Genomic DNA, 23,853 nt, shown 5'->3' with positions numbered 1-23,853 from the left:
GTTGCCTCGATAGAAAGAGTAGATGTCCTGCCCGCGGGTCAGCGAACCATCTCGCCTTCGACTTCGATGAAGGGTGACAGGGACTTGAAGCCCGCTTCCTCGGCGGCTTTCTTGACCGCTTCGGCAACTTCCTTCGAGTGGACCTCAACTGTCTGTCCCGTTTTGGTGCACACAAACATGATCTTCATCGCGTTCACTTCCGGCTGGCCGTGCGACACGATGTAGGAGTTCTGTGTTGCCAGCCGATGCACGAGCCCGGCATCGCGGAGGAAGTCCAACGCCCGGTAGATGGTTACCGGAGCAAGTCGCTTCTTGTCGCTGCTGAGGCGGTCAACGAGGTCATATGCGCCGACGGGGCCGCCGCTCTGAACGAGTTCGCGATAAACGCGCTCGCGAATTGGCGTCAGACGGAGATTGTTGGCTCGGCACAGATCATCTGCACGCTGGAGGAGCATCTCCTCCTCTTCTTTCCGATGGGCTCGGGCGTTCATACCTGGCTCCTGTAATTTCAAAACCTATACGTTCATATAGGTAAAGCCTCGCTTGCACAATGTGGTATCGTTGCAATTTCTACTTGCAATGTTGCATAGAGACCTATGCTCATGCGCGAAAGTAACCCAAGGTAAGGCAGCGATCGGAGGGATGAAGGCTAGGAATTGCAACAATATAGTGAGAAAGTCTACTCGGGGCAACATCCGCCGCAGATGCCGCGAACCTCGACCGTAACTTTCTTGGGACGGAAAGCATGAGCATCGCTCCAACCAGTCAACCGCGCGTCGATCTGGGCGTCCGTAAATTCCATGACCAGTCCGCAGGATTCGCAGATGGCGAAGGCCGCCATGTCATGATGGTGGGGGTGCCTGCAGGCAATATAGGCGTTCAGGCTCTCAAGCCGATGGGCCAGACCCTTCTCGATCAGTTTCTCAAGCGATCGATAGACCGTCGGCGGCGTTACCGCACCTTTTGCCCGCATCTTGTCGAGAACGTCATAAGCGGAAAGGGGATTCTGTGCCGCTACGAGAATGCGATGCACACGCTTCTGGGTCTCGTTCAAGCCCTCGACGGCAGGATGGTGATGAGTCGAGATCATGCGGAACAGGAACTCCGTGACACGGGCAGGCGGCCGACTGCAGATTGGTCGGCACTGTTCTCACCGGGCAAACCGGGAGCCTGACCACAGCCATTCAGGATACATATAGGCGGAATGGCCGGCAGTTGCCACCCTGGCTTTCGGCCGAATGACAAAGGACGTGCGCAGAACAGGGCTACAGGTCGACCCAGGCCGACTTCTTCCTAGATGAGCGGATTGCCGCCTCCACAAAGCGGACACCACGAACCCCATCTTCCACTGTCGGAACTTGGAGCGAGAAGGGCTCAGCCTCTCGTCCCTCGAGGCGAGCGGTGATTTGCTCAGCCAAGTCCCTGTAGAGTTGAGCAAAGCCTTCGAGGTAGCCCTCTGGATGTCCGGCCGGGATTCGTGAGGCCGCCTGTGCCACGGCTGTCGTGCCGGCTCCGCCGCGCCGGATAAGGCGTGGCGGTTCGCCAAGGGGAGAATGGATCAGGGCGTTCGGATTCTCCTGATTCCATTCAAGTCCGGCTCTCTGGCCGTAAATTCTGATACGCAAACCGTTCTCCTGGCCTGCTGCCACTTGGCTGCACCACAACATGCCGTGCGCGCCGGAGTCGAAGCGCAGCATCATATGCGCATTATCATCGAGCCTGCGCCCGTGAACAAAAGTATGAAGGTCGGCGGAGAGCGACTTGACCTGCGCGCCCGTGATGAATTCGGCGAGGTTGAAAGCATGCGTTCCGATATCGCCGACAGCGCCAGCTGGGCCGGAACGGGCCGGGTCCGTCCGCCACTCTGCCTGCTTGTTGCCGGTCTCCTCGAGGTCCGTTGCAAGCCAGTCCTGCGCGTACTCGACCTGCACGACCCGGATTGCGCCAAGTTCGCCCGCAGCAACCATCGCGCGGGCCTGACGTACCAAGGGGTAGCCCGTGTAGTTGTGCGTAACCGCAAAAATGAGGCCGGAATCTCTGGCAAGCCTTGCAAGATGATCGGCTTCCCGCCGGGTAGTTGTGAGCGGCTTGTCGCAGATGACATGAATGCCCGCCTTGAGAAATGCACGTGCCGCTGCGGCGTGGGCGTGATTGGGCGTCACGATTGCCACTGCGTCGATGCCCTCCCTAAGACGTCGCTCGCGGCGGGCCATCTCGTTGAAGTCACGGTAGATTCTGTCGTCGACGAGCAGTAGATCCTTGCCGGAAAGCCGTGCGCGATCGGGATCTGCGGATAGGGCACCTGCCACGAGCTCCCACCGGTCGTCGAGGCGGGCGGCCATGCGATGAACTGCGCCGATGAAGGCGCCGCGGCCGCCGCCGACCATGCCGAGGCGGAGCCGCCGGCCGAGCTTTCGATTGTCCGAGCCTTTGATTGTCATGCGCGTTCACTCTGCCGCCCTGGACAGGCTCTCGAGGCCGAGCATCCGGCGGTTGGATGTCTCGTCGGCTGTACCTGCCGCAAAATCGTCAAATGCTTTTTCCGTGACACGAATGATGTGGTTCGCGATGAATTGCGCGCCCTCGCGGGCACCGTCCTCCGGGTGCTTCAGACAACATTCCCATTCAAGCACGGCCCAGGACGCGTAATTGTACTGTGCCAGCTTTGAAAAGATGGCGTTGAAATTCACCTGTCCGTCACCGAGCGAACGGAAGCGGCCCGCGCGGTTGATCCAGCTCTCGTAACCACCGTAGACGCCCGTGCGCCCCGTCGGGTTGAACTCGGCATCCTTCGCGTGAAATGCCTTGATGCGCTCATGGTAGAGATCGATGAAGGAGATGTAGTCGAGCTGCTGAAGCAGAAAGTGACTCGGGTCGTAATTGATGCCGGCCCGCGAGTGTCCGCCGACCGCATCGACGAACCGTTCGAAGGTCGCACCGTCGTGAATGTCCTCGCCCGGATGGATCTCGTAGGCGAGGTCGCAATCCGCGTCCTCGTAGGCGTCGAGGATCGGACGCCAGCGACGTCCCAGCTCCTGGAACGCGGTCTCGATCAATCCTGCAGGCCGCTGTGGCCACGGGTAGAAGAAGGGCCACGCCAATGCACCCGAGAAGGTGACGCTCGCCTTCAGGCCCAGTCGACGGGAGGCCTTCGCGGCCATCAGCATCTGATCTGTGGCCCATTCCCGCCGCGCTTGTGGATTTCCTCGCACGGCAGGAATCGCAAAACCGTCGAACGCCTCATCGAAGGCCGGATGAACGGCGATGAGCTGCCCCTGGAGATGAGTCGATAATTCGGTGATCGAGAGACCATGGGACCGCACGACCCCTTGGATCTCGTCGCAATAGTCGTCCGACTGGGCGGCCTTTGTAAGATCGAAAAGGCGGGCTTCCCAGGTCGGAATCTGGACTCCCTTATAGCCAAGTGATGCCGCCCACCGGCAGATTGAGTCGAGCGTATTGAAGGGAGGCATATCGCTCGCAAACTGAGCAAGGAAAAGGCCCGGTCCTTTCATGGTCTTCATGGAAAGTCTCCCATTCTCTCGTCGCATGCGAAGCCGCAGCCTGAATCATCCACCCTTTAGCAGAAGGGTGCCCCTCCCTCCTGCAGGGAGGGGCAGATCTACCGTCACAGTCGTTCTCGCTGTCGTGGAGCCGCAAACACGCATCGACGTCTTTGGCGCGTCGCGTTCTCAGACAAGAAACCGTTACCCACCTTTCAAGATGAGACTCTAGAAGGGTGAGTTGGCGAAGTAGTGCTCCTTCGCATTATCCTTGGTGATCAGCTGGGCATTCAGCACGTAGGTGCCACGCATCGGTGCGTCCGTGAAGAAATGAGCGGCTGTCACATTCATAGCAGTTGCAATCATGGCCGGGGGATAGGAAACGTCGGCAGGAATCATCGTGTCGCCGTCCATGACCCGCTTGATCATTTCCTTCATGCCGGCACCGCCGAGAACGAATTTAATGTCTTCGCGCTTCGCCTGTCGGACCGCTTCCAGCACACCCAGCGCCATATCGTCATCGGACGCCCATACCGCGTCGATCTTGGGATGCTTGGAGAGATAGTCCTGCATCACGCGAAAGGCATCGTCGCGGTTCCAGTTGGCATATTGCTTGTCAATCACTTTTACACCGGAGCCCTCGAGTGCCTTCTCGAAATTGGAAACGCGCTCCTCGTCGATGACTGTCGGGATGCCACGAAAGATCACGACGTTGCCTGACTTAAGTGTGTCTGCGACATACTTTCCGGCGACACGACCGAATTCCGGATTATTGCCCGCAACGTAGATGTCTTGAATGGAGGAATCCTTCAATCCCCGATCAACTACCGTGATGAATGTGCCGCGTTTCTTCACGGAACGCACCGGATCTGTCAGCTCGTCAGAGTTGAAGGGAAGGACGACAAGGGCATCGATCTTCTGCGCGGCGAGATCATCGAGCGCGTTGGCCTGCGAGGCACCGTCTGGGGACGTCTTTACCACAACCTTGAGGCCAGGATAGGTCTTTTCCAGCTGCTTCGCGGCTTCCTGTGCGTGGTACACGACGCCGCCTGTCCAGCCGTGCGTTGCGGCGGGAATGGACACGCCGATGGTAACGTTCTTCTTGTCCTGCGCCATGGCGCTCATTGCAATGCTGGCGAGGACGCCAACCGCAGCTGCGAGTTTCAGAGCTGTTCTCTTCATGTTTCCCTCCCTCATGGATCGTTGAGCCCCATTGGATCAGCAGGCTCGAACCGGCCTCATCGCCCGCGCCTGAACGAGCGCTGCACGAGCATGGCGATAATGATAATAGCGCCCTGAACGGCGCCGACGAGAAATTCAGAAACGAAGTTGGAGAGAACCATGATGTTCGCGACAAGTTCGAGGATGACGGCGCCGGCGACCGTTCCCCAAATCCGGCCGATACCGCCTCGGAGCGCCGTTCCGCCGACTACGACTGCGGTAATAGCCTGGAGCTCCCACAGAAGGCCGGTTGTCGGTGTCGCCGAGCCGAGCCGTGGCACGTAGACGAGAACGGCGATGGCGACGCAGATACCTTGGATGACATAGGTGAGAGTTCGCACACGCCAGATTGGAACACCGGAATAGCGGGCGACATCCTCGTTCGACCCTATAGCGATGACGTGGCGCCCAAACGAAGTCCTGTAGAGAATGAGCGCGCCAACGGCCGCTACCGCCAGGAATACCAGGATCGGTATGGGAACTCCGGCAAAGGTCCCGAAATATGCCGGACGATATAGCTCTCTTAAATCGCCGTTGCGCAGCGTAATTGTTCCACCGGCGGCAAGCCATATTACCAGAGAGCGGAAAATCCCCATCGTACCGAGCGTGACGATAAAGGGTTCGATACGCCCAAATGTGACGATCAGGCCATTCGAAAGCCCGCCGAGTGCTCCGAGTGCGAGAGCTGACCCCATGCCTAAGGCAAGTGTGCCTATGTCTGCGCCTCCGATCCTGTTGAGGACCAGGATCATGGCACCCGCGACGAGGGCCGCCATGGAGCCGACCGAGAGATCAAGCCCTCCTCCCGAGATGACGAACGTCGCACCGACCGCGATGATCGCAATGAATGCGGATCGGGTCACGACATTAAGAAGATTGGAGGTGGTGAGGAAGTCGGGATTGATAAGCGTACCCGCGATCACGAGGATGATGAGTGCGATGAAGGGGGAAAGAGCCCGGATGTCCACAAATGTGCGACGAGGAGACCTGCGGAGAGCGGTTTCGGTCATGCATGGCCCGCGGCAATTTCCGCCGCCCTTTCCTCGTGAACACCAGTTGCGAGAAAGACGATCGAATCTTCCGATAAATCAGGCTCGCTGATCTCGCCGACGATGTGACCATTGCGCATTACAAGAACGCGATGGCACAGGCCGATCAGTTCCTGCAATTCCGATGAGATGACGATTACGGACCGGCCCGTCTCGGCAAGCGAGGCAATGAACCTGTAAATTTGCTGTTTCGTGCCGATATCCACACCTCGGGTCGGCTCGTCGATGATGACGATCTGGGGATCGGCCAGCATCATCTTGGCGAGAAGGAGCTTCTGCTGGTTGCCGCCGGAGAGCTGGCCGGCCAGCATGCGATGATTCCGAGTGCGAATATCGAAATTTCTGATAGCTCCATCTAGTGCGTCCTCCTCGGCACTCCTGTCTACAACGGTGGCGTGAGTGAACTTTCTGAGAGCGGCGAGAGTCAGATTCACGCGTAGGTTTTGCTGCAGCAGAAGGCCCTTGCCCTTTCGATCCTCCGACAGGTAGACGATGCCAGCGGCCATAGCTCCACGCAGGTCCCTGAAACGAACAGGGGTATCGTGGACGCGTACTGAGCCGTGGGCTGGTCGCAGGCCGACAATGCCCTCGAAAAGCTCTGTCCGTCCCGCGCCGATCAGGCCACCAAATCCAAGGATCTCACCCCGCCGGAGTGCGAACGACGCGTTGCTCACGTGGCTGGGGACGGAGAAATCTCGGACAGATAGCACGACATCCTCCGCGGAAGCCTCCTGCTTCTCCGGATAGAGTCTGGACACGTCCCGTCCGACCATGAGGCGTGCCATCTCCAACGGCTCGAGCCCGTCGTTCGTTCGGCAGGCTACTAGCCTGCCATCGCGCAGGATCGTCACCTGGTCGGCAATCGCCTTCACCTCGTTCAGCCGGTGTGAGATATAGAGAATTGCAACCCCTTGGGTCTTCAGCCGCCGAATGATAGCGAAAAGACTTTCTGCTTCGACTGGCGTCAGCACAGCAGTCGGCTCGTCAAACGCTACCACCCGATGCGGCACGAGGAGTGCTCTGGCGATTTGAACGAGTTGGCGGTCCGCGATGGAGAGGTCGCGAACATAAGCATCCGGTTCAATGCTTGTGCCGAGATCTGCAAGAATGACGCGGGTATTTTCGCGCATCGCCTTATCATCGACGAAGCCATACCGGTCTATCTCACGCCCCAGATACACGTTCTGCGCGACTGTTAGGTCGTCGGCGAGAAGGATTTCCTGATGTACGAGGACGATCCCACGGCCTTCCGCTTCGACAGGCCCGGTGAAGGAGACAGGCTTTCCGTCGAGATGGATTGTCCCGCTCGTCGGCGACTGATGCCCGGACAGGACGCGCATGAGCGTGGATTTTCCGGCACCGTTTTCTCCGATGACGGCATGCACCTCGCCCGGTTGGAGATCGAGCGAAATATCGCTCAGGACTTCGATCGAGCCGAAAGTCTTCGAGATTTTGTCTGCACGCAGAACAGAGGCCATGAACTGCTCCGGACCGTGGTCGACAGTGTGGGCCCGCTACTGGGTTGCGGCGGCGGTCGGGCGCTCGGGCGCCCAGAGGTCAGCGTGGCGGAGTCGAGTACAGCATGATTTCCTCCCACGTCATTCTTGCATCCTCTTATGGGAGCTTCGATGACAAGGTTTCCTTGCGCCTTTATAGGCGCCTCGTTGTAATCGATTACATAAACTTTACCGAAATGGACGGTTCTGTCAAACAGGGGTTTCCAACAGGAAGGGTCAGGATGGACGAGGTCGGGCACAAGCGACGTCCGAAACGCCGGGGAGCTCCCTATCGTGCGCCGCGGATTCAGGACGTGGCGAAGCTCGCCGAGGTGTCGACTGCGACGGTGAGCCGTGCTCTGGCGACGCCGCAGCGAGTCTCACCCGAGAAGCGTGCCCGTGTGCTCGAGGCTATCGCACGGACCGGGTACACGCCCAACTTGGCAGCGCGTTCCCTCCGCTCGCAAAAAACCGGCATGGTCCTGGTTGTGCTGCCGGACTTGGCAAACACTTTTTTCTCCAAGATTCTGCAGGGGATCGAGGAAACGCTGTTTGAGGCTGGCTACGGCATGATCATCGGTGATCTGGACGGCTCTCCTGAAAAGGAGGCGCACTTTGCTGCGTTCACGGCTGCAGGGCGAGTTGACGGGGCCATTCTTCTGAACGGGCATCTCTTCGGCCAAAGCCGGGATGGACGGGGGAAGGCTGCCAACATTGATATCCCGATCGTCGCGCTCTGCGAAGCGATTCCGGCGGCAAATATCCCGCAGATCGAAATCGACAATCGCGCTGCGGCAGAGCAAATGACACGATATCTCGCAGGGCGCGGGCATCGTCATATTCTCTATGTGAGCGGGCCATCCGGAAATGTGTTGGAGCGCGAGCGCCTTCAGGGCTATCGGGACGGGTTACAGAAAGCCGGCATCTCCTTTGATCCGGCGTTGGTTCTTTCCGGAGACTACACCATTGAATCTGGAATGCGGGCCGGCCAGACCGTCGTGGAAAGCAGCAATCGCCCCACGGCTGTGTTCTGCACCAGCGATGAGATGGCTATCGGCTTGATACGCACGCTTCGATCCGCGGGTATTCGTATCCCGTATGATATTTCCGTAGCGGGTTTCGACGATATTGAGTTCGCCGCAGTAGCGGAGCCCTCCTTGACGACGGTTCGTCAGCCTCGAAACGAAATGGGTCGTGCCGCCGCCACTGCCCTGATCGCTCTTCTGCAGGACCGAGTAACACCTCTTCGCATTCGCCTTGAGACGGAACTCGTGGTCAGGGATAGTGTCGCAGATCGCTAGAGCCGATTTCACTGTCATGACATCGCGAATCTGCTTGTGAAGTCCATGGCGAGCCATGTGCTCTGACGGAAAATTCGGCTCTCGCTTTGCATTGGTGTGACCTATCGGGTCGCTAACAGGGGACCTCGGGGTCCAGAAATGCTCAATCCAAGCACGACCGGGCCACTGCCCAGGTTCACCAAATGCGACGTAATTTTCTGCAGCATGAAAAAGTCCGGACGGCATCAAGGCCCAGTCGATTGACGATCTGCGCAATCTCCAGCACTATGACATAACTAAGGTCCATATTCTATAAATATGGAATAAGGAGGGGAAGCCATGAAATTTGTCGGTCGTGTCCTTCTTCCGGGGCTCCTTGCCCTCGGACTCAGTCCTGTACCCGTCCAGGCATCCGGAGGCGTCATCAACGTCGCAACGATTGGCGAGCCACCGACACTGGACCCAATGGTGTCCACGGCCGACCTGGTCGGGATCGTGACGCAGCATTTTTTCGAGACACTGTTTACCTTCGACAAAAACTGGAAAGTGACGCCGCTCCTCGCGGAGAGCATGCCGGAAATCACGGACGCTGGAAAAGTCTACACCATCAAGCTCCGCCGCGACGTGACATTCCATGACGGTACGCCAATGGTGGCGGACGATGTCGTGGCCTCCCTCAAGCGCTGGATGGAACTCGCCTCCCGCGGAAAACAGACGTCCGGCAACATCGACAAGGTCGATGTCGTCGACCCTTCGACCGTCCGCATTACGCTGAAGGCGCCCTATGCACCCCTCCTGGCTCTGCTTGCCTTCAACAACTCGGCAGCTGTGATCATGCCGGCCAAGAAGATGGAGAATCCGCTCAAGGAGACGATCGGGACCGGTCCTTACATGTTGAAGGAGCGCAAAGCGGACCAGTATATTCAACTTGTTCGGTATGATGGCTACAAGCCGCGGCAGGGCGAGCCCGACGGCTACGGCGGCGCACGTAAACCTATCCTCGACGAGATTCGGTTCGTTCCGGTGCCGGATCCCAACACGCGGATCGAGGGCGCGATCTCTGGCCAGTTCGATTATGTCGATGCATTGCCAGTGGAAGCCTATGATCGGCTCAAGGGGCAGAAGTCTGCGAAGCCTGTCGTTCTAAAGCCGTTCGGCTGGCCTGTTTTCGTGATGAATACGAAGCAGGGCGTCATGGCCAATTCCGATACCCGCATGGCAGTGCGGATGGCGCTCAGCATGGAAGATATGCTTGCCGCCGCCTTCGGCAGCACAGACTTCTACAGCCTGGATGCCGCCATGTATCCGGAAGGATTTGTCTGGCACACGGACGCGGGCACGGAAGGCAAGTATAACGTGGCCGATGCCGACAAGGCCAAAGCCCTTCTCAAGCAAGCCAACTATGACGGTGCCCCGGTACGGATTCTTACAAGCCGCCAATACGAGTTCCATTACAAGATGGCCCAGGTCGCCGCAGAATATCTGAAGCAGGCAGGCTTCAAAGTAGACATGCAGGTGGTGGACTGGGCGACGCTTACACAACGCCGCGCTGACCCTGCGCTATGGGATATCTATATTACACACAGTCCCTTCCTTCCGGAGCCTGCCCTGATCGGCCAGCTTTCAGAAAGCTCACCCGGCTGGTGGTCTACTCCGGCGCGCAAGCAGGCAGTCGACGCTTTCAATACGGAAAGCGACCCGCAGAAGCGACCAGCGCTCTGGGCCAGCGTTCAGAAGGTAATGTATGACGAAACGCCGAGCATCAAGATCGGTGATTTCAATGCGCTTGCTGCTCAGTCCCCGAGCCTTGAAGGGGTGGTGCCGGCGCCGTGGCCGTATTTCTGGAATGTGTCCGCCAGGAAATAGCCGTTAATATCAGGAGGCGCCTGCCGGCGCTTCCTGGCCCCGTTCACATCGAAAAGAGCCAGGAATGGGTCGCTACGTCTTTAAACGCCTGCTCGGCATGCTCGCGGTGATGTTCATTGTCGTGACAATCGTCTTCGTGATTGTGCGAATTGCCCCTGGCGACCCTGCTGCGGTTATGCTCGGTCCCGATGCCACAGCGCAGGACATAGCCGCTCTCCGCGGACGTCTCGGACTCGATCAGCCGCTTTTGGTTCAGTATGCGTTCTTCCTTGCTCAGCTCGTCCGCGGCGACCTTGGGGAATCCATTTTTCTCAACCAGCCGGTTCTGTCGGCTATCGCCGAGCGTGCGGAGCCGACATTTTTTCTCACCCTGTTTTCCATCGTTATCGCAGCCGGAATTGCGATTCCGATCGGTGTGCTCTCAGCTTATAAGCGCGGCTCTTTCTTCGACCAGACTGCGACCACGCTTGCCATGCTTGCCGCTTCCATTCCGAGCTTCTGGCTTGGCCTTCTCTTCATCCAGTTCTTTGCTGTGCGGTTCAGTCTCTTCCCCGTCTCGGGTTATGGCGGCCCGGGCGCCAGCTTTGGACTGAGACTCTCTCATCTCGTCCTGCCCGCATTTGCCCTCGGAATCGTCTCCTCGGCGTTGATCCTGCGCTTCACACGCGCCAGTATGCTTGATGTTCTGAGTGATGATTACGTGCGCACGGCGCGCTCGAAGGGGATGGGCGAGTTCCGCGTCGTTATGAAGCACGCTTTCAAGAACGCACTCATCCCCGTCCTGACAGTTATCGGTCTGACGGCGGCTCTCCTGGTTTCTGGAGCCGTGGTGACAGAGACGGTATTCGGCCTTCCAGGAGTCGGCAGCCTTGTCGTCTCAGCCGTACTCCGACGTGACTATCCCATCATTCAAGGAGCGCTTCTGATCATTGCAGCACTCTATGTTCTCATCAATTTCCTGATCGACATGCTTTACCTCGTCGTTGATCCCCGGGTTCGCTACTGATGGCCGCTGCTGCTTCCATACCGGATCAGGCGAGCCTCTTCTCTCTCCTAATCCGCCGCAGGACTGTCCTCGCGGGCCTTGCCATTCTCACGACGATCGCGTGCCTTGCGATCCTTGCCCCGGTCATAGCTCCCTATGCGCCCAATAAGCTCTCCATCATCAACCGGCTGAAACCGCCTGGCGGAACCTTCTGGTTCGGAACGGATGAGTTCGGGCGCGACATCTTCAGTCGCACGATCTATGCCGGCCGGTTGTCGCTGCTTGTTGGCGCATCAGTAGTATGCTTCGCCTCAATCTTTGGCATCGCGCTGGGCCTTGTAGCCGGCTTCTTCCGACGCCTCGACGCGCCGACGGCGCGGCTGATCGATGCAATGATGGCTTTTCCAGATATTCTCCTCGCAATCGCGCTTGTCGCGGCACTGGGCCCCTCTCTGGGAACGGTCATCGTTGCGCTCGGGATTGTATATACGCCACGCCTTGCTCGCATTGTCCGCGCCTCGACTCTTGTCATCCGCGAGCTGCCGTATGTCGAAGCCGCGCGGGCGCTGGGAGTTTCGACGTGGCGGATCATGACGCGGCATGTGCTGCGAAATCTCGTTTCACCTATCTTGGTTCAGGCGACCTTTATCTTCGCGTATGCCATGTTAGCCGAAGCAGGCCTCTCTTTTCTTGGCCTGGGCGTCAGCCCCGAAGTGCCAACATGGGGGACGATGATCGCGGCCGGCCGCCAGTATATCGGCCGTGCGGACTGGATGACCCTGTTTCCCGGCGTAGCCATCATTCTCTCCGTTCTTTCGCTGCAGATGGCGGGGGACGGTTTGAGGGATCTCCTCGATCCACGCTTTAGAAAGGATCTTTGAGCCGATGCTTGCTACCGCAAAACAATCGAACGGCCTGCTAGTCACGCGGGTGAGGCCTGTCGGCTTTGGGCCTGGATCGCCACGGGAACTCCTCGATATCCAGATCGGACGTGACGGAAGAATTCAGGCTGTTGGATCAGACCTCAATAGGCCCGAGGGGTTTCGGCAGATTGATGCCGATGGCGCATTTGTGTCCCCAGGATGGACCGATCTTCATGCCCATGTCTGGCACGGCGGCACCGACATTTCCATCCGACCTGAGCTCTGCGGTCTGAAGCGAGGCGTCACGACGATCGTCGACGCAGGGTCTGCCGGTGAGGCCAATTTCCGTGGCTTCCGGGAGTTCGTCATCGAGCCTGCGCGGGAGCGCATCAAGGCATTTCTCAATGTTGGTTCCATCGGCCTCGTGGCCTGTAATCGCGTCAGCGAGTTGATCGATATCCGCTCCATCGATCTCGATAGAACTATCGCCTGCGTCGAGGCGAATCGCGATGTGATCGTCGGCATCAAGGTACGGGCGAGCCACGTCATACTGGGGTCCTGGGGCATCACTCCGGTCAAGATCGCGAAGAAGCTCGCAAAGATCCTTAAGCTGCCGCTAATGGTCCATGTGGGCGAACCGCCCCCGCTCTATGACGAGGTTCTCGAAATCCTTGGCCCTGGGGACGTGATCACGCATTGCTTCAATGGCAAGGCTGGTGGCAGCCTCATGGAGGACGAGGACCTTTTTCAGTTGGCTGAGCGCTGCGCCGGCGAGGGTATCCGCCTCGATGTCGGTCACGGCGGTGCCTCCTTTTCGTTTCGAGTCGCTCAGACTGCAATTGCGCGAGGACTCCTGCCTTTCTCCATCTCGACTGACCTTCACAATCGGTCCCTCGAAAGTCCCGTTTGGGATATGGGCACGACAATGTCGAAGTTGCTCGCAGTCGGAATGCCCTTCGAGGCTGTCATTGAAGCTTCGACCCTCGCGCCGATGTCGGTGATCGGCCTTCCCACGAACGATTTACTGTCGTCTGGCACAACCGCAGAGCTGACGATCTTCGAGGTCGAGGACAGTAATATCAAAATTCGCGACTCGATGGGAGATGAGGCGCATCTCAAGCGTATGATCGTGCCGCGATGGGCGGTTGTGGGAAGCGAGGTGATTCAGGCGAGCCGTTATGAACCCAAGAGCACATACTCGCTCAAGAGCTCCGGCTGCCCGCATTGCGGATGGGTTGGGGCGCAATGAGCCTGTTGCCGGCTGATATCGTCCTACGGGTCGACCGCCTTCGTACTCACTTTCAACTGGGCACTCGCGTCGCAAAGTCCGTTGACGACGTCAGCTTCGACGTGAAGCGTGGTGAGACCGTTGCTGTCGTGGGCGAATCCGGTTCCGGTAAATCAGTCACCAGTCTTTCGATCATGCGGCTTCTATCTCCACCAGGACGGATCGTTGATGGAGAAATTCTCTATCGTGCGAGCGACGATCGCGTGATGGACGTGTCAAAGCTGTCTCGCAAGGACATGCAACGTATTCGTGGCAGAGAGATTGCCATGATTTTCCAGGAACCGATGACGAGTCTCAACCCGCTCTACACGATTGGGGATCAGATCGTCGAAATGATCAGGCTCCACGAGCCGCTGTCCAGGCAAGAGGCGCGGAAACGCGCGAGGAGCATGTTGGAACTCGTCGAGATTCCGGCCGCAGAGCGGCGATTGGACGAGTATCCGCACCAGATGTCAGGGGGCATGCGGCAAAGAGCTATGATCGCGCTCGCCCTTGCGTGCAATCCGAAGCTCCTGATCGCCGATGAGCCGACGACGGCTCTCGATGTGACGATTCAGGCTCAAATTCTTGATCTTCTCCGTCGGCTGCAGGCCGAGATCGGCATGAGCATACTTTTCATCACTCACAATCTCGGTGTCGTCGCTGAAATTGCCCACGAGGTCGTGGTAATGTATGCTGGCCGCGTGGTGGAACAGGCGCCCTCCGAGCGGCTGTTCGAGCGGCAGAAACATCCCTATTCGCGAGGTCTGCTGGCCTGCATCCCCAATGCGTCCAGGGATAGAGGTCCCGGTGGCGACCGCCTGCGTCTCAATCCCATCCCCGGCAATGTTCCAAGTATTCTGGCGCTGCCGGAGGGGTGCAGATTCGCGCCGCGCTGCCCATTGAAGGTCGAGAAGTGTGAGAATGATCCCCCACTGCTCGATGCCGAGCCTCACCATCTGAGCCGCTGCTGGAGGCATGAGGTGCTATGACCTCCTCCGACATTCTTCTCCGGGTCGATAATCTCAGCAAGCACTTCCCAACGAGGTCGGGCTCGGTCAAAGCTGTCGATGGGGTTTCCTTCGAAGTGAGGCGCGGGACCATTGTAGGTCTCGTCGGCGAGTCCGGCTCGGGCAAGACGACCGCCGGCCGCTGTACGCTGCGCCTGATCGAACCCAGTTCAGGCTGTATTATCTTCGATGGCAAGGATCTCGTCGCTCTGTCCGATCGCGAAATGCGATCCTACCGCCGTCGCATGCAGATCATTTTCCAGGACCCCTATTCCAGCCTCAACCCACGAATGCGTGTGGAGGACATCATCGGAGAAGCGATCGACACGCACCGTCTGGCCAAGGGGACGGCGAGACGCGCTCGTATTGCAGAGCTTCTGGCTCGAGTTGGCCTCGATCCAGAGCATGGCAGACGCTATCCGCACGAGTTCTCCGGCGGACAAAGGCAGCGCATTGGTATCGCTCGCGCGCTTGCAGTCGAGCCCGAGTTCATTGTCGCGGACGAGCCGGTTTCGGCGCTCGATGTATCTGTCCAGGCGCAGGTTCTGAACCTCATTCAGGATCTGCAGCAGAGCTTTGCCCTCACCATGCTGTTCATCGCCCACGATCTATCGGTTGTGGAGTATCTCTGCGACGAGGTAGTGGTGATGTATCTCGGGCGCGTGATGGAACGAGGCCCGAGCCGCAGTATCTATGCGTTGCCGCGTCATCCTTATACCCAGGCACTTTTGTCTGCTGCGCCGGTGCCGAACCCCAAGGCTCACCGGCAGAGGGTTATCCTGCAGGGAGATATTCCAAGTCCGATGAACCCGCCGTCTGGTTGTGTCTTCCGCACCCGCTGCCCCTATTCTGTTCAGGCTTGTGGTGAATTGATGCCGTCGCTCGATCCCGTCGCACCCGAGCATTATGTTGCATGTATTCGCCGGGACGACCCCGATATCATTGCTCAAGGAAATAGGCTGTGAGCCAAATACGAGAAGTCGGACACGACACCCCCTACACGCGCCTGAGTCGGTTAGGGATCGTGCTCCCGGAGGCGCCATCTCCCATCGCCAATTTCGTCACGCATGTGCGCGAAGGAAACTTGCTCTTTCTGTCCGGCCAAGGGCCGCAGGAGGTGAATGGGTTCCTCCATAGTGGCAAGGTCGGCGCCGATGTCAGTATAGACGCCGCATACGAGCACGCTCGATTGACGGGGATCAACCTCATTGCCGTCATGCACAATGCCTTGGGTGACCTGAAGCGGGTCAAGCAGGTCGTGAAGCTCCTCGGCATGGTCAACGCCACAGCAGACTTCAGGGACCATCCGCAAGTCATCAACGGATGCTCAGACCTCATGGTTGCAGTCTTCGGCGAGGAAGGCAGGCATGCTCGATCGGCTGTCGGTCTCGGATCGCTTCCTAATAACATCACCGTTGAAATTGAAGCTGTCGTTGCGGTCAGGGATTGAATGCGATGTCAACGCCAGCCCAGAATTGTCTCGACTCGCGCAGCTGCTGCGCGAACAGCGTCTGCATAGAGCTTTCGGGATTGCATGACCTTGTGCTCGGGAAGCACGATGGACATCGTCGCGACGCAGGCTCCTTCTGGGTTGCAGATTGGCGAGGCTATGCAGGCAACGGAAAAGTCGGATTCGCTGATTTGAACCGAGAGGCGTTCTTTCAGCGCCACCCTAGAGGCGTCGGACAAAGTCTTCGCATCGACCTGGGCATGACCTGTCGGGGAAACGCGCGCCGCCCGCTGGAAGAGGGCAAGACGTTCGGCGTCCGGCAGATGACTGACCAGCAGGCGTCCCGATGCGGTCCAGTTCAACGGCACTCGGGTTCCGACGCGGGAAATCACGCGGAAGTGCCCTGGTCCATCCGCCATGGCCATGACCACCATATGGTCGTCGTCGCGTCCACAAATCTGGACCGTTTCTTCGACCTCGCGGCAAAGCTCCTGCATTTCGTGGGTGGCAACATCCAGGAAATCAAGGGATCTCGCATAAGCCAAGCCGTAATGGTAGAGCCGAGGACCGAGCCAGAGACTCCCATCGCTTCTCCGCTGCAGAAGAAGCTTGTCGACCAGGTCGTCAATGATCGCGTAAACCGTCGAGAGCGGAGCGCCGATCGCCTTGGCAACGGCGTAGGCGCTCGCGGGGCTCTCGTTGTCACGAAGATAGTCGAGAATCTGAATCGCGCGGTCGATGCCGCTCACGCGGGCGCCGCGAATATGCTTGGTGCCGGCGGAGAAGCGCGTTCCAGTTGGCGTCTTGGCATCCACGGTCGCAACTCCTGGCATCCTGGGGCATCAAAAGGGTCCCATTACAATAAAGTAACTTCCTGAATAATGGAATAGATCCCCGGCGCTCCCGCTAAAAAAGGACTTACTTCATGGACCAGCACGACATTCGCCGCGAGCTTGGCCTTCGCCAGGTCATCAACGTTTCGGGGACCATGACGTCACTCGGAGCTTCGATCGTGGTTCCTGAAGCCATCGACGCCGTTGCAGCCATTCTTCCGCAGTTCGTGGAAATCGACGATCTGCAAAAGAGGGCAAGCCAAGTCATTGCGAAATTGTGCAACAGTGAAGCCGGCTTTGTGACTGCCTCTTGTTCTGCGGGAATTACTTTGGCCGTTGCTGGCGCAATGACGGGTCCAAACCTTGCCGCAATCGAGCGTCTGCCAGAGACCACAGGGCTCAAGAACGAAGTCCTGATTCAGACCGGCCATATGGTGAGCTATGGCGCTCCCGTAGAGCAGGGGATCCGGCTCTCTGGCGCAAAGGTCGTTCCTGTTGGCCAGGCCACCTCGGCACATGCGTATCAACTCGACGGCGCAATCACCGATATGACGGCAGCCGCAATCTACGTGGTGTCGCACCATACGGTGCAGTATGGCCTGATCCCGCTCGATGAATTCGTCGCTGTCTGCCACGGCCGGGGGGTCCCAGTGATCGTCGATGCGGCGTCGGAGTACGATCTTAAGGGATTCCTTGCCATGGGCGCGGATATCGCCCTCTATTCCTCGCACAAGTTTTTGGGAGGTCCTACGGGGGGCATTGTCGCCGGGAGGACGGAACTCGTCCGGGCCGCCTATCTCCAGAATTCGGGAATCGGCCGCGGCATGAAGATCGGCAAGGAGGGCATGGCCGGCACCATTGCCGCGCTCGAGGCGTGGGACAAGCGCGATCACGTTGCCATTCGTGCGCGGGAGGATGGCTATCTCAGACTTTGGCGCGACACGCTCGACGGTCGCCCGGGTGTGACAGCCGTGATCGAGCCCGATCCCACCCACAACCCGCTCGATCGTCTCAAGGTTTTCGTCGAGCCGCAGGAGGCACATATCACCGCTTGGGACTTGGCCGATGCGCTCTCATCCGGACCGACACCGATTGTGGTCCGTGATCATGAGATTGAGCACGGATTCTTCTATATGGACCCCTGTAATCTTCACCCGGGTCAGGAAAGCGTCGTCGCCCGAAGGTTGGTCGAAGAACTGGAAAAGGCCCGCCAATCAAACGAGATAATTACAACGCCCATCGAGCGGCGGCGCAACCGGCGCGTCGAGGCTCTCATGCGATGGCCGAACTGAGATGTGAGGCGCGGCGTGACAGTGCGGTGAGCTTGCTGCATACTAGACAAGCATAGTGCTCTGCATCCGCGATGCCGAGCGTTCTTCCCGGGATAGACTGATAGTGACGATGAGCGTTCGCGACAGGCTCGAGGCAATTCTCGAACGTTTGGAAAGCCGTGCCCACGATGAGCGCGTCTATCTGAAAATCTACAAAGATGCTGCACGCTCGGCCGCCAATGCCGCAGATGCCCGAAGGCGCGATGGCTTGACCTTAGGGCCCCTCGATGGGGTCATTGCCTCGATCAAGGATCTTTTTGATGTAGCAGGCGAGGCCACGACCGCAGGATCCATTGCTTTTAGAGATCATGCTCCCGCTGAGCAAGACGCTATTATCGTCCGGCGATTGCGCCAGGCAGGTGCCATCGTTCTCGGCAAGACGAATATGGTGGAATTCGCATTCTCGGGAATTGGACTCAATCCGCATTTTGGAACCCCTGGCAATGCGACGGATCCTGATCGCATTCCCGGCGGTTCGTCTTCCGGAGCCGGTGTGGCGGTTGCAGAAGGAACGAGTGACGTCTCCATCGGCAGCGACACCGGTGGTTCGGTTCGCATCCCCGCTGCCTTCAATGGCGTTGTGGGTTTCAAGCCAACGGCACGACGCATACCAATCGGCGGTGCATTTCCACTGTCGTACAGTCTCGATTCGGTCGGACCGCTTTCACGGACTGTATCCGATTGCGCGGCGGCCGACGCCATCATGGCAGGTGAGGAGCCGCTTCCGCTGGAGCCATTTGCGATCCATGCCATGCGTATCGGCATACCACGAGGTCGCCTTTTCTCGCAGACCGAGGCGCTAGTAGGAGACGCCTTCGAGGAGTGCTTGTGCAAGTTGTCAGCCGCCGGAGCGCGCATTGTCGAATGTGACCTGGAGGACCTCTTCGAACAAATGGCCGAGGCTACCTCGGATGCGTCAATTGCATCGGTCGAGGCTGCTGCCATCCATGCGGAATGGATCGAGTCACGAGGCGACAAAATTGACCCTCGGGTGCAAAAGTGGATCGCCTTGAGGCGAAGCGTATCAGCCCCATCCTATATCCGGATGATACGGAAGCGTAGCGACTTGGTAGCGGCAATGGACAAGCGCCTCGTGCCGTTCGATGTGCTCGCCTTGCCGACGACGGCCATCACAGCACCTCTTATGGCCCCGCTCGTGGCCGAGGAGAAGCTCTACAATAGAGCGGATACCTTGATCCTACGCAACACGACGCCTGGAAATCAGTTCGATCTCACGGCGATCTCGCTGCCAATTCCCAACACGTTGCGGCCCGTTGGCTTGATGCTCATGGCGCGCAATGGCCAAGATCGACGGCTGCTTGAAGTCGCGGCAAGCGTTGAAATGGCCCTCTTATCCTAGCGACTGCGTTACGCCCGCGGCTCGATGTGCGAACACGTCACCTCACACGCGCGCGCATTGGACGATGTGCGACCGGTCTTACTGTACGGATCGAGCCGACCGTACGAACCGATGCGATCGGCCGTACTCTGCCGTAGACCGGGCGTGCCCGATAAACGGTGCGGACACGGTACGCCGGATAACGTCTGTAGTAACCGCCCGGGTAATAATTTGCGACAGGATACGCGTAGCGGTACCCGTAGCGTGGATAGGCATAGGTGGGATAGGAATAAGCATACGGCGTATAACCGTAGCCGTAGCCATAATACGGATAGGAGTAGGCTGTGCGGTAGTAGGTTCCGCCATAAGGATAGCCGTAGGAATATGCCCCGTAATAGGGATAGCCCCCATAGGGATACGCATACGCGGGGGTTGCTGCTGCGCTTACAAGACCGCCCAGGATAGCGCCTCCGATCAGACCGCCGGCAAGTGCTCCACCGCCTCCCCATCCGCCGCGGTGATAACCGTAGCCGCCATAATAGCCGCCCCTCCAGCCGCCGAATCCGCCCCGGTAGAATCCGCCGCCGGGATGAAATCCGCCTCCTCGGAACCGAGGCTGGGCCTGCGCATCCTGAACGGTGCCGAGGGTGACCGCCATGCAAGCGGTGCCGATAAGGAGAGCCGACTTGATCATCGCTCGTCTCCAAATGCTCGTGAAGCGAAGTAGCTTTTCCACTTCGATCGGATTTTACCGCACTCTATATGCCTTTTGAGGGAAAACAGTTCCCGCATCCCAGTTTGACGCCACAAAAATTACGTCCGTTCCTATATTGTTCTAATATTCCAGACTGCAGTGCTAGGTAACAGTATAAACAGGGCAATGTCGGAAGGCTTGTCGCGGTAAGGGTTAGCTATGTCTGCTGAAGCCGTCCGCCCTCGATCGCAGGCTAGAGAGGGGCCGCCGCACGTTCCCCACACGGCCAATCAAGGGCTGTGTCCGCACGGTGCGGATTACGATGTACTATGCCAAAGTGGCCAGAGGACGGAACGCCGCCAAGTTCGATGCTCCACTGTGGATGACGTGCTCTGCCGGCATGATGCGCTTCTCCTCAAGCAAAGGTCGTCGATACCGGTCAAGGGAGCGACACTTGCAGAGATCGGGCGACGCGTGTCGCAGTGATGTCCGGATTATACATGTCGCAGTGATGTCCGGATTATACATAATGTGCGCGGCACGCTTACCGAGCCCGCCCACTTTCCCCGTTGTGCCGAGAATAGAACCGGCTCTGGTGGCCCGTTCTATACCCTTCGATGGGTACAGGCTTTTTGACCGGCAAGCTTCGGAAGCAGCTGCAGCGGAAACGCCAAGCAGGCAGTGATATCGCCTGAATTAGGGCGTTGACGTGCCCAGCACGTCGTGTTGCCACAGCAATTAACCGTTTAATCACCACCGCGTGAATCGATGTCTTGCCAAATCCGAATTTCGAAGAATCAGCCGAACTTCGTTCGGACGGCCCCTGGAACGGCGAGCCATGCCGTTGCGGAAGGTATCCAATCACAGAAGATTTTTAGACAACGGCAAATGCCTGCTAGTTCCTTGCGTTCATGGACAATTCCTTCGATTCAGTGGCTCGGAAAAGGCCCTGTCTCGCTGCAGCCTAACCCTCTCTTTACCTGTCCGACCCACATTGCGCATCAACGTCCATCGTGAGGCGAGAGTCTCCAAATTTCGTAGATCAGATGCGTCCGACCAGACCTACCCCGTTTGCACAATCACACCTTCAAGACACTCATGAGCCTGAAGCCGCCGGTTCCAGGCTCGGTCGCGCCCCGGTTCGCGTCATGCGAGACGAGGTGACACAGCCGTCCCGGCATATGGAGGCGCCGCGGCAACGAAGTGCCGGCGCCCACCTGCCGGAAGCGGTGCCCAACTCTCCAGCTGCGCAGACGCCCACAGTTCAGCCAGCCTGGTGGCAGGCCTTTGTGGTTGCTGGTGCTACATGTACGCGCACCCCAGACAGATTTCTTCGGGGAAGCAGCCGACCGGAGAATGCGGTCGAACGCACGACGCAATCGTCCATGCCACCCGTCCGCGCAAAGTCGAACGGTGAATCGATCAAGGTTCAGGTAGATCATCACTCCCCGGGAGAGGAAGAACCAGCTGTACGGAAGCAAATGGCGACACTACTGGCGACTTATCCTGCACCTCTGGACGAAACGTTCCGAGATGCCAACGCGGCTACCGATTCAATGAAATTGGAGCCCGTCTGCCAGGTCAGTGATGTCAACGCATCTATCGATGAAGTCCCAGCCGACACAACTTCTGTCCAGGATGTAGCGGACGTGTCGCAGGAGGCTGTTCGCAGCCCATCTGGGCTCGAGGCGGAGACTATGGACAACGAGGTCCTGTTCGTTTCTCCCCAAGTTGTCTATTCAGATTGGCACTACAGTTTCTACAGGACCAGCGGTGTTTCGGCGGCTCCTCCAGCAAGGGGGATTCAGCTTTCGATGCAAGGGGACCGGAACGGTTCCTGCCTCGAAGAACACGAGAGTGAGCCGATTGACCAGGGATATCTGGCTCTCTATGCCGATCTGGTCCTTGCGCCCTCAATCAGCAGGACTAAGAAGGCTCAATGCGCGGTTGCAGTTCCCGAAGCGGCTCCGACCGTGGGAGCCGATCCTGTTGAAGACTTTGGAGCAGCACACCTTGAGGCTCTTCTCGAGTCAGGTTCTCGCACGCCGCTCCTAGAGGAGCGTCCTACCAGCGCTGCTCTCGCTTCGGCGAAAGATGGTTCCAGTCCGAGCGCCCTTGCTGCCATCACGGATTGCTATGAACTGCCGGCGCTTGGCTACCTTGCAATGCCGCCTGAGCGCCAAGAGCCAATCATGGCCGAGGACATTCTCGAAGAGACAGCCGGTCGGCTTGAGAAGATCATCCGCGATTTCGGCGTGAAAGGGGATGTGATTCATGTCCATCCTGGTCCCGTGGTAACGCTCTACGAGCTGGAGCCGGCACCGGGGACAAAGTCGTCGCGTGTTATGGCCTTATCGGATGATATTGCCCGCTCCATGAGCGCAACGTCGGCCCGTGTTGCCGTCATTCCCGGCCGCAACGCCATCGGCATCGAATTGCCGAACCACAAGCGCGAAACCGTGTTTCTGCGCGAACTGCTGGCGAGCCAGGATTTCGAGATCTCGCAGCATAAATTGCCGCTGTGCCTGGGCAAGACGATCGGCGGCGAGCCGGTGATCGCCGACCTGGCGCGCATGCCGCACCTGCTCGTCGCCGGCACCACAGGCTCGGGCAAGTCGGTCGCCATCAACACCATGATCCTGTCGTTGTTGTACCGGTTCCGCCCCGAGGAATGCCGGCTGATCATGGTCGATCCGAAGATGCTCGAGCTCTCGGTCTACGACGGCATCCCGCATCTTCTCACGCCCGTCGTGACGGACCCGAAGAAAGCGATCATTGCTTTACGCTGGGCGGTTCGGGAGATGGAGGACCGCTACAAGAAGATGTCGAAGCTGGGCGTGCGCAACATCGACGGCTTCAATGCCCGGGTCTCGGAGGCCAAGGCCCGGGGCGAGGTCATCACCCGCACGGTGCAGACGGGCTTCGACCGCGAGACCGGCCAGGCGGTCTACGAGGACGAGGTCATGGACCTCGAGCCCTTGCCCTACATCGTCGTCATCGTCGACGAGATGGCCGACCTGATGATGGTGGCGGGCAAGGAGATCGAGGGCGCCATCCAGCGCCTGGCGCAGATGGCCCGGGCGGCGGGCATCCATGTCATCCTGGCCACCCAGCGGCCGTCGGTGGACGTGATCACCGGCACGATCAAGGCGAATTTCCCGACGCGGATCTCGTTCCAGGTGACCTCGAAGATCGACTCACGCACGATCCTCGGCGAGATGGGCGCCGAGCAGCTCCTCGGCCAGGGCGACATGCTCTACATGGCCGGCGGTGGGCGCATCACCCGCGTGCACGGGCCGTTCTGCTCCGACGAGGAGGTCGAGAAGGTCGTCGCCCACCTCAAACGCCAGGGCAAGCCAGTCTATCTTGAGGCCGTCACAGCAGAGGACGAAACGGAGGTCGATGCAGAGGAAGCTTATGCGCCCGAAGATGAGGACTTGAGTTTCGGATCGGCAGATCTCTATGACCAGGCTGTCTCCATCGTCGTCCGGCACAAGAAGGCGTCGACGTCGTACATCCAGCGCCGGCTGCAGATCGGCTACAACCGCGCCGCCTCGCTCATGGAGCGGATGGAGAAGGAGGGCATCGTCGGCCCGGCCAATCACGCCGGAAAGCGCGAAATCCTCATGGAAAGCCCCGATCTTGAAGGGTGAGCGTTGCTAATGT

General features: G+C 58.7%; 19 protein-coding genes and 1 pseudogene. 11 read left to right on the top strand and 9 right to left on the bottom strand.

Annotation, left to right across the window (positions count from 1 at the left end):
• Positions 1–38: 38 nt before the first annotated feature.
• The 7 genes from AC522E_RS18185 to AC522E_RS18155 all read right to left on the bottom strand — a co-directional run bounded on the left by AC522E_RS18185 (position 39) and on the right by AC522E_RS18155 (position 7,251).
• Positions 39–491: a Fur family transcriptional regulator gene (locus tag AC522E_RS18185; RefSeq protein ID WP_500747636.1), complete on the bottom strand. Its 453-nt coding sequence runs from the start codon at positions 489–491 to the stop codon at positions 39–41.
• Between the two features lie 188 nt (positions 492–679).
• Positions 680–1,090, bottom strand: coding sequence for a Fur family transcriptional regulator (locus tag AC522E_RS18180; protein WP_500747635.1), 411 nt, complete (start codon positions 1,088–1,090; stop codon positions 680–682).
• 175 nt (positions 1,091–1,265) lie between these two features.
• On the bottom strand, positions 1,266–2,441 hold the full coding sequence (locus tag AC522E_RS18175; protein WP_500747634.1) for a Gfo/Idh/MocA family protein: 1,176 nt from the start codon (positions 2,439–2,441) through the stop codon (positions 1,266–1,268).
• Between the two features lie 6 nt (positions 2,442–2,447).
• Positions 2,448–3,524: a sugar phosphate isomerase/epimerase family protein gene (locus AC522E_RS18170; protein WP_500747633.1), complete on the bottom strand. Its 1,077-nt coding sequence runs from the start codon at positions 3,522–3,524 to the stop codon at positions 2,448–2,450.
• A gap of 207 nt (positions 3,525–3,731) precedes the next feature.
• On the bottom strand, positions 3,732–4,685 hold the full coding sequence (locus AC522E_RS18165) for a substrate-binding domain-containing protein (protein ID WP_500747632.1): 954 nt from the start codon (positions 4,683–4,685) through the stop codon (positions 3,732–3,734).
• Between the two features lie 56 nt (positions 4,686–4,741).
• Positions 4,742–5,734: an ABC transporter permease gene (locus tag AC522E_RS18160; protein WP_500747631.1), complete on the bottom strand. Its 993-nt coding sequence runs from the start codon at positions 5,732–5,734 to the stop codon at positions 4,742–4,744.
• Complete coding sequence (locus AC522E_RS18155) at positions 5,731–7,251, bottom strand: sugar ABC transporter ATP-binding protein (protein WP_500747630.1); 1,521 nt, start codon at positions 7,249–7,251, stop codon at positions 5,731–5,733. Before AC522E_RS18155 ends, AC522E_RS18160 begins: the two co-directional genes overlap by 4 nt.
• A gap of 104 nt (positions 7,252–7,355) precedes the next feature.
• Here AC522E_RS18155 and AC522E_RS18150 point away from each other — a divergent pair, with 104 nt between their 5' ends.
• The 8 genes from AC522E_RS18150 (at position 7,356) to AC522E_RS18115 (ending at position 15,990) form a co-directional block, all read left to right on the top strand.
• Positions 7,356–8,570 carry a LacI family DNA-binding transcriptional regulator gene (locus tag AC522E_RS18150; RefSeq protein ID WP_500747629.1) on the top strand — a complete coding sequence of 405 codons (1,215 nt, stop codon included), beginning with the start codon at positions 7,356–7,358 and terminating at the stop codon, positions 8,568–8,570.
• 318 nt (positions 8,571–8,888) lie between these two features.
• The gene (locus AC522E_RS18145; RefSeq protein ID WP_500747628.1) at positions 8,889–10,415 is read left to right on the top strand and encodes an ABC transporter substrate-binding protein; all 1,527 of its coding nucleotides are present in this window, start codon (positions 8,889–8,891) and stop codon (positions 10,413–10,415) included.
• Between the two features lie 64 nt (positions 10,416–10,479).
• On the top strand, positions 10,480–11,421 hold the full coding sequence (locus AC522E_RS18140) for an ABC transporter permease (RefSeq protein WP_500747627.1): 942 nt from the start codon (positions 10,480–10,482) through the stop codon (positions 11,419–11,421).
• Entirely contained in the window at positions 11,421–12,281 is an 861-nt protein-coding gene (locus AC522E_RS18135; protein ID WP_500747626.1) for an ABC transporter permease, read from the top strand. The genes AC522E_RS18140 and AC522E_RS18135 overlap by 1 nt, the downstream gene beginning before the upstream one ends.
• A gap of 4 nt (positions 12,282–12,285) precedes the next feature.
• Complete coding sequence (locus AC522E_RS18130) at positions 12,286–13,512, top strand: amidohydrolase/deacetylase family metallohydrolase (protein ID WP_500747625.1); 1,227 nt, start codon at positions 12,286–12,288, stop codon at positions 13,510–13,512.
• Positions 13,509–14,522, top strand: a complete 1,014-nt coding sequence (locus AC522E_RS18125) for an ABC transporter ATP-binding protein (RefSeq protein WP_500747624.1) — start codon at positions 13,509–13,511, stop codon at positions 14,520–14,522. The genes AC522E_RS18130 and AC522E_RS18125 overlap by 4 nt, the downstream gene beginning before the upstream one ends.
• Positions 14,519–15,505, top strand: coding sequence for an ABC transporter ATP-binding protein (locus AC522E_RS18120; protein WP_500747623.1), 987 nt, complete (start codon positions 14,519–14,521; stop codon positions 15,503–15,505). The genes AC522E_RS18125 and AC522E_RS18120 overlap by 4 nt, the downstream gene beginning before the upstream one ends.
• Positions 15,502–15,990: a RidA family protein gene (locus AC522E_RS18115; protein ID WP_500747622.1), complete on the top strand. Its 489-nt coding sequence runs from the start codon at positions 15,502–15,504 to the stop codon at positions 15,988–15,990. Before AC522E_RS18120 ends, AC522E_RS18115 begins: the two co-directional genes overlap by 4 nt.
• Before the next feature lie 8 nt (positions 15,991–15,998).
• Here AC522E_RS18115 and AC522E_RS18110 read toward each other — a convergent pair whose 3' ends face one another.
• Positions 15,999–16,805, bottom strand: a complete 807-nt coding sequence (locus AC522E_RS18110) for an IclR family transcriptional regulator (RefSeq protein WP_500747621.1) — start codon at positions 16,803–16,805, stop codon at positions 15,999–16,001.
• Between the two features lie 110 nt (positions 16,806–16,915).
• On the opposite strand from AC522E_RS18110, the gene AC522E_RS18105 reads away from it, so the two are divergent.
• Both AC522E_RS18105 and AC522E_RS18100 read left to right on the top strand, forming a co-directional pair.
• A complete protein-coding gene (locus tag AC522E_RS18105; protein ID WP_500747620.1) occupies positions 16,916–18,115 on the top strand; it encodes an aminotransferase class V-fold PLP-dependent enzyme in 1,200 nt (399 codons plus the stop codon).
• A 109-nt stretch (positions 18,116–18,224) separates the two neighbouring features.
• Positions 18,225–19,514, top strand: coding sequence for an amidase (locus AC522E_RS18100; RefSeq protein ID WP_500747619.1), 1,290 nt, complete (start codon positions 18,225–18,227; stop codon positions 19,512–19,514).
• 37 nt (positions 19,515–19,551) lie between these two features.
• On the opposite strand, the gene AC522E_RS18095 is transcribed toward AC522E_RS18100, so the two are convergent.
• A complete protein-coding gene (locus AC522E_RS18095; protein ID WP_500747618.1) occupies positions 19,552–20,187 on the bottom strand; it encodes a hypothetical protein in 636 nt (211 codons plus the stop codon).
• A gap of 2,135 nt (positions 20,188–22,322) precedes the next feature.
• Here AC522E_RS18095 and AC522E_RS18090 point away from each other — a divergent pair.
• Positions 22,323–23,840, top strand: a pseudogene (locus tag AC522E_RS18090) (DNA translocase FtsK); the annotation flags it as partial.
• Between the last annotated feature and the right edge of the window lie 13 nt (positions 23,841–23,853).

The organism is Microvirga sp. BF8, from assembly GCF_059888585.1.
The sequence above is the reverse complement of the archived record's forward strand: the minus strand, read 5'-3'. Positions and strand labels throughout refer to the sequence as shown.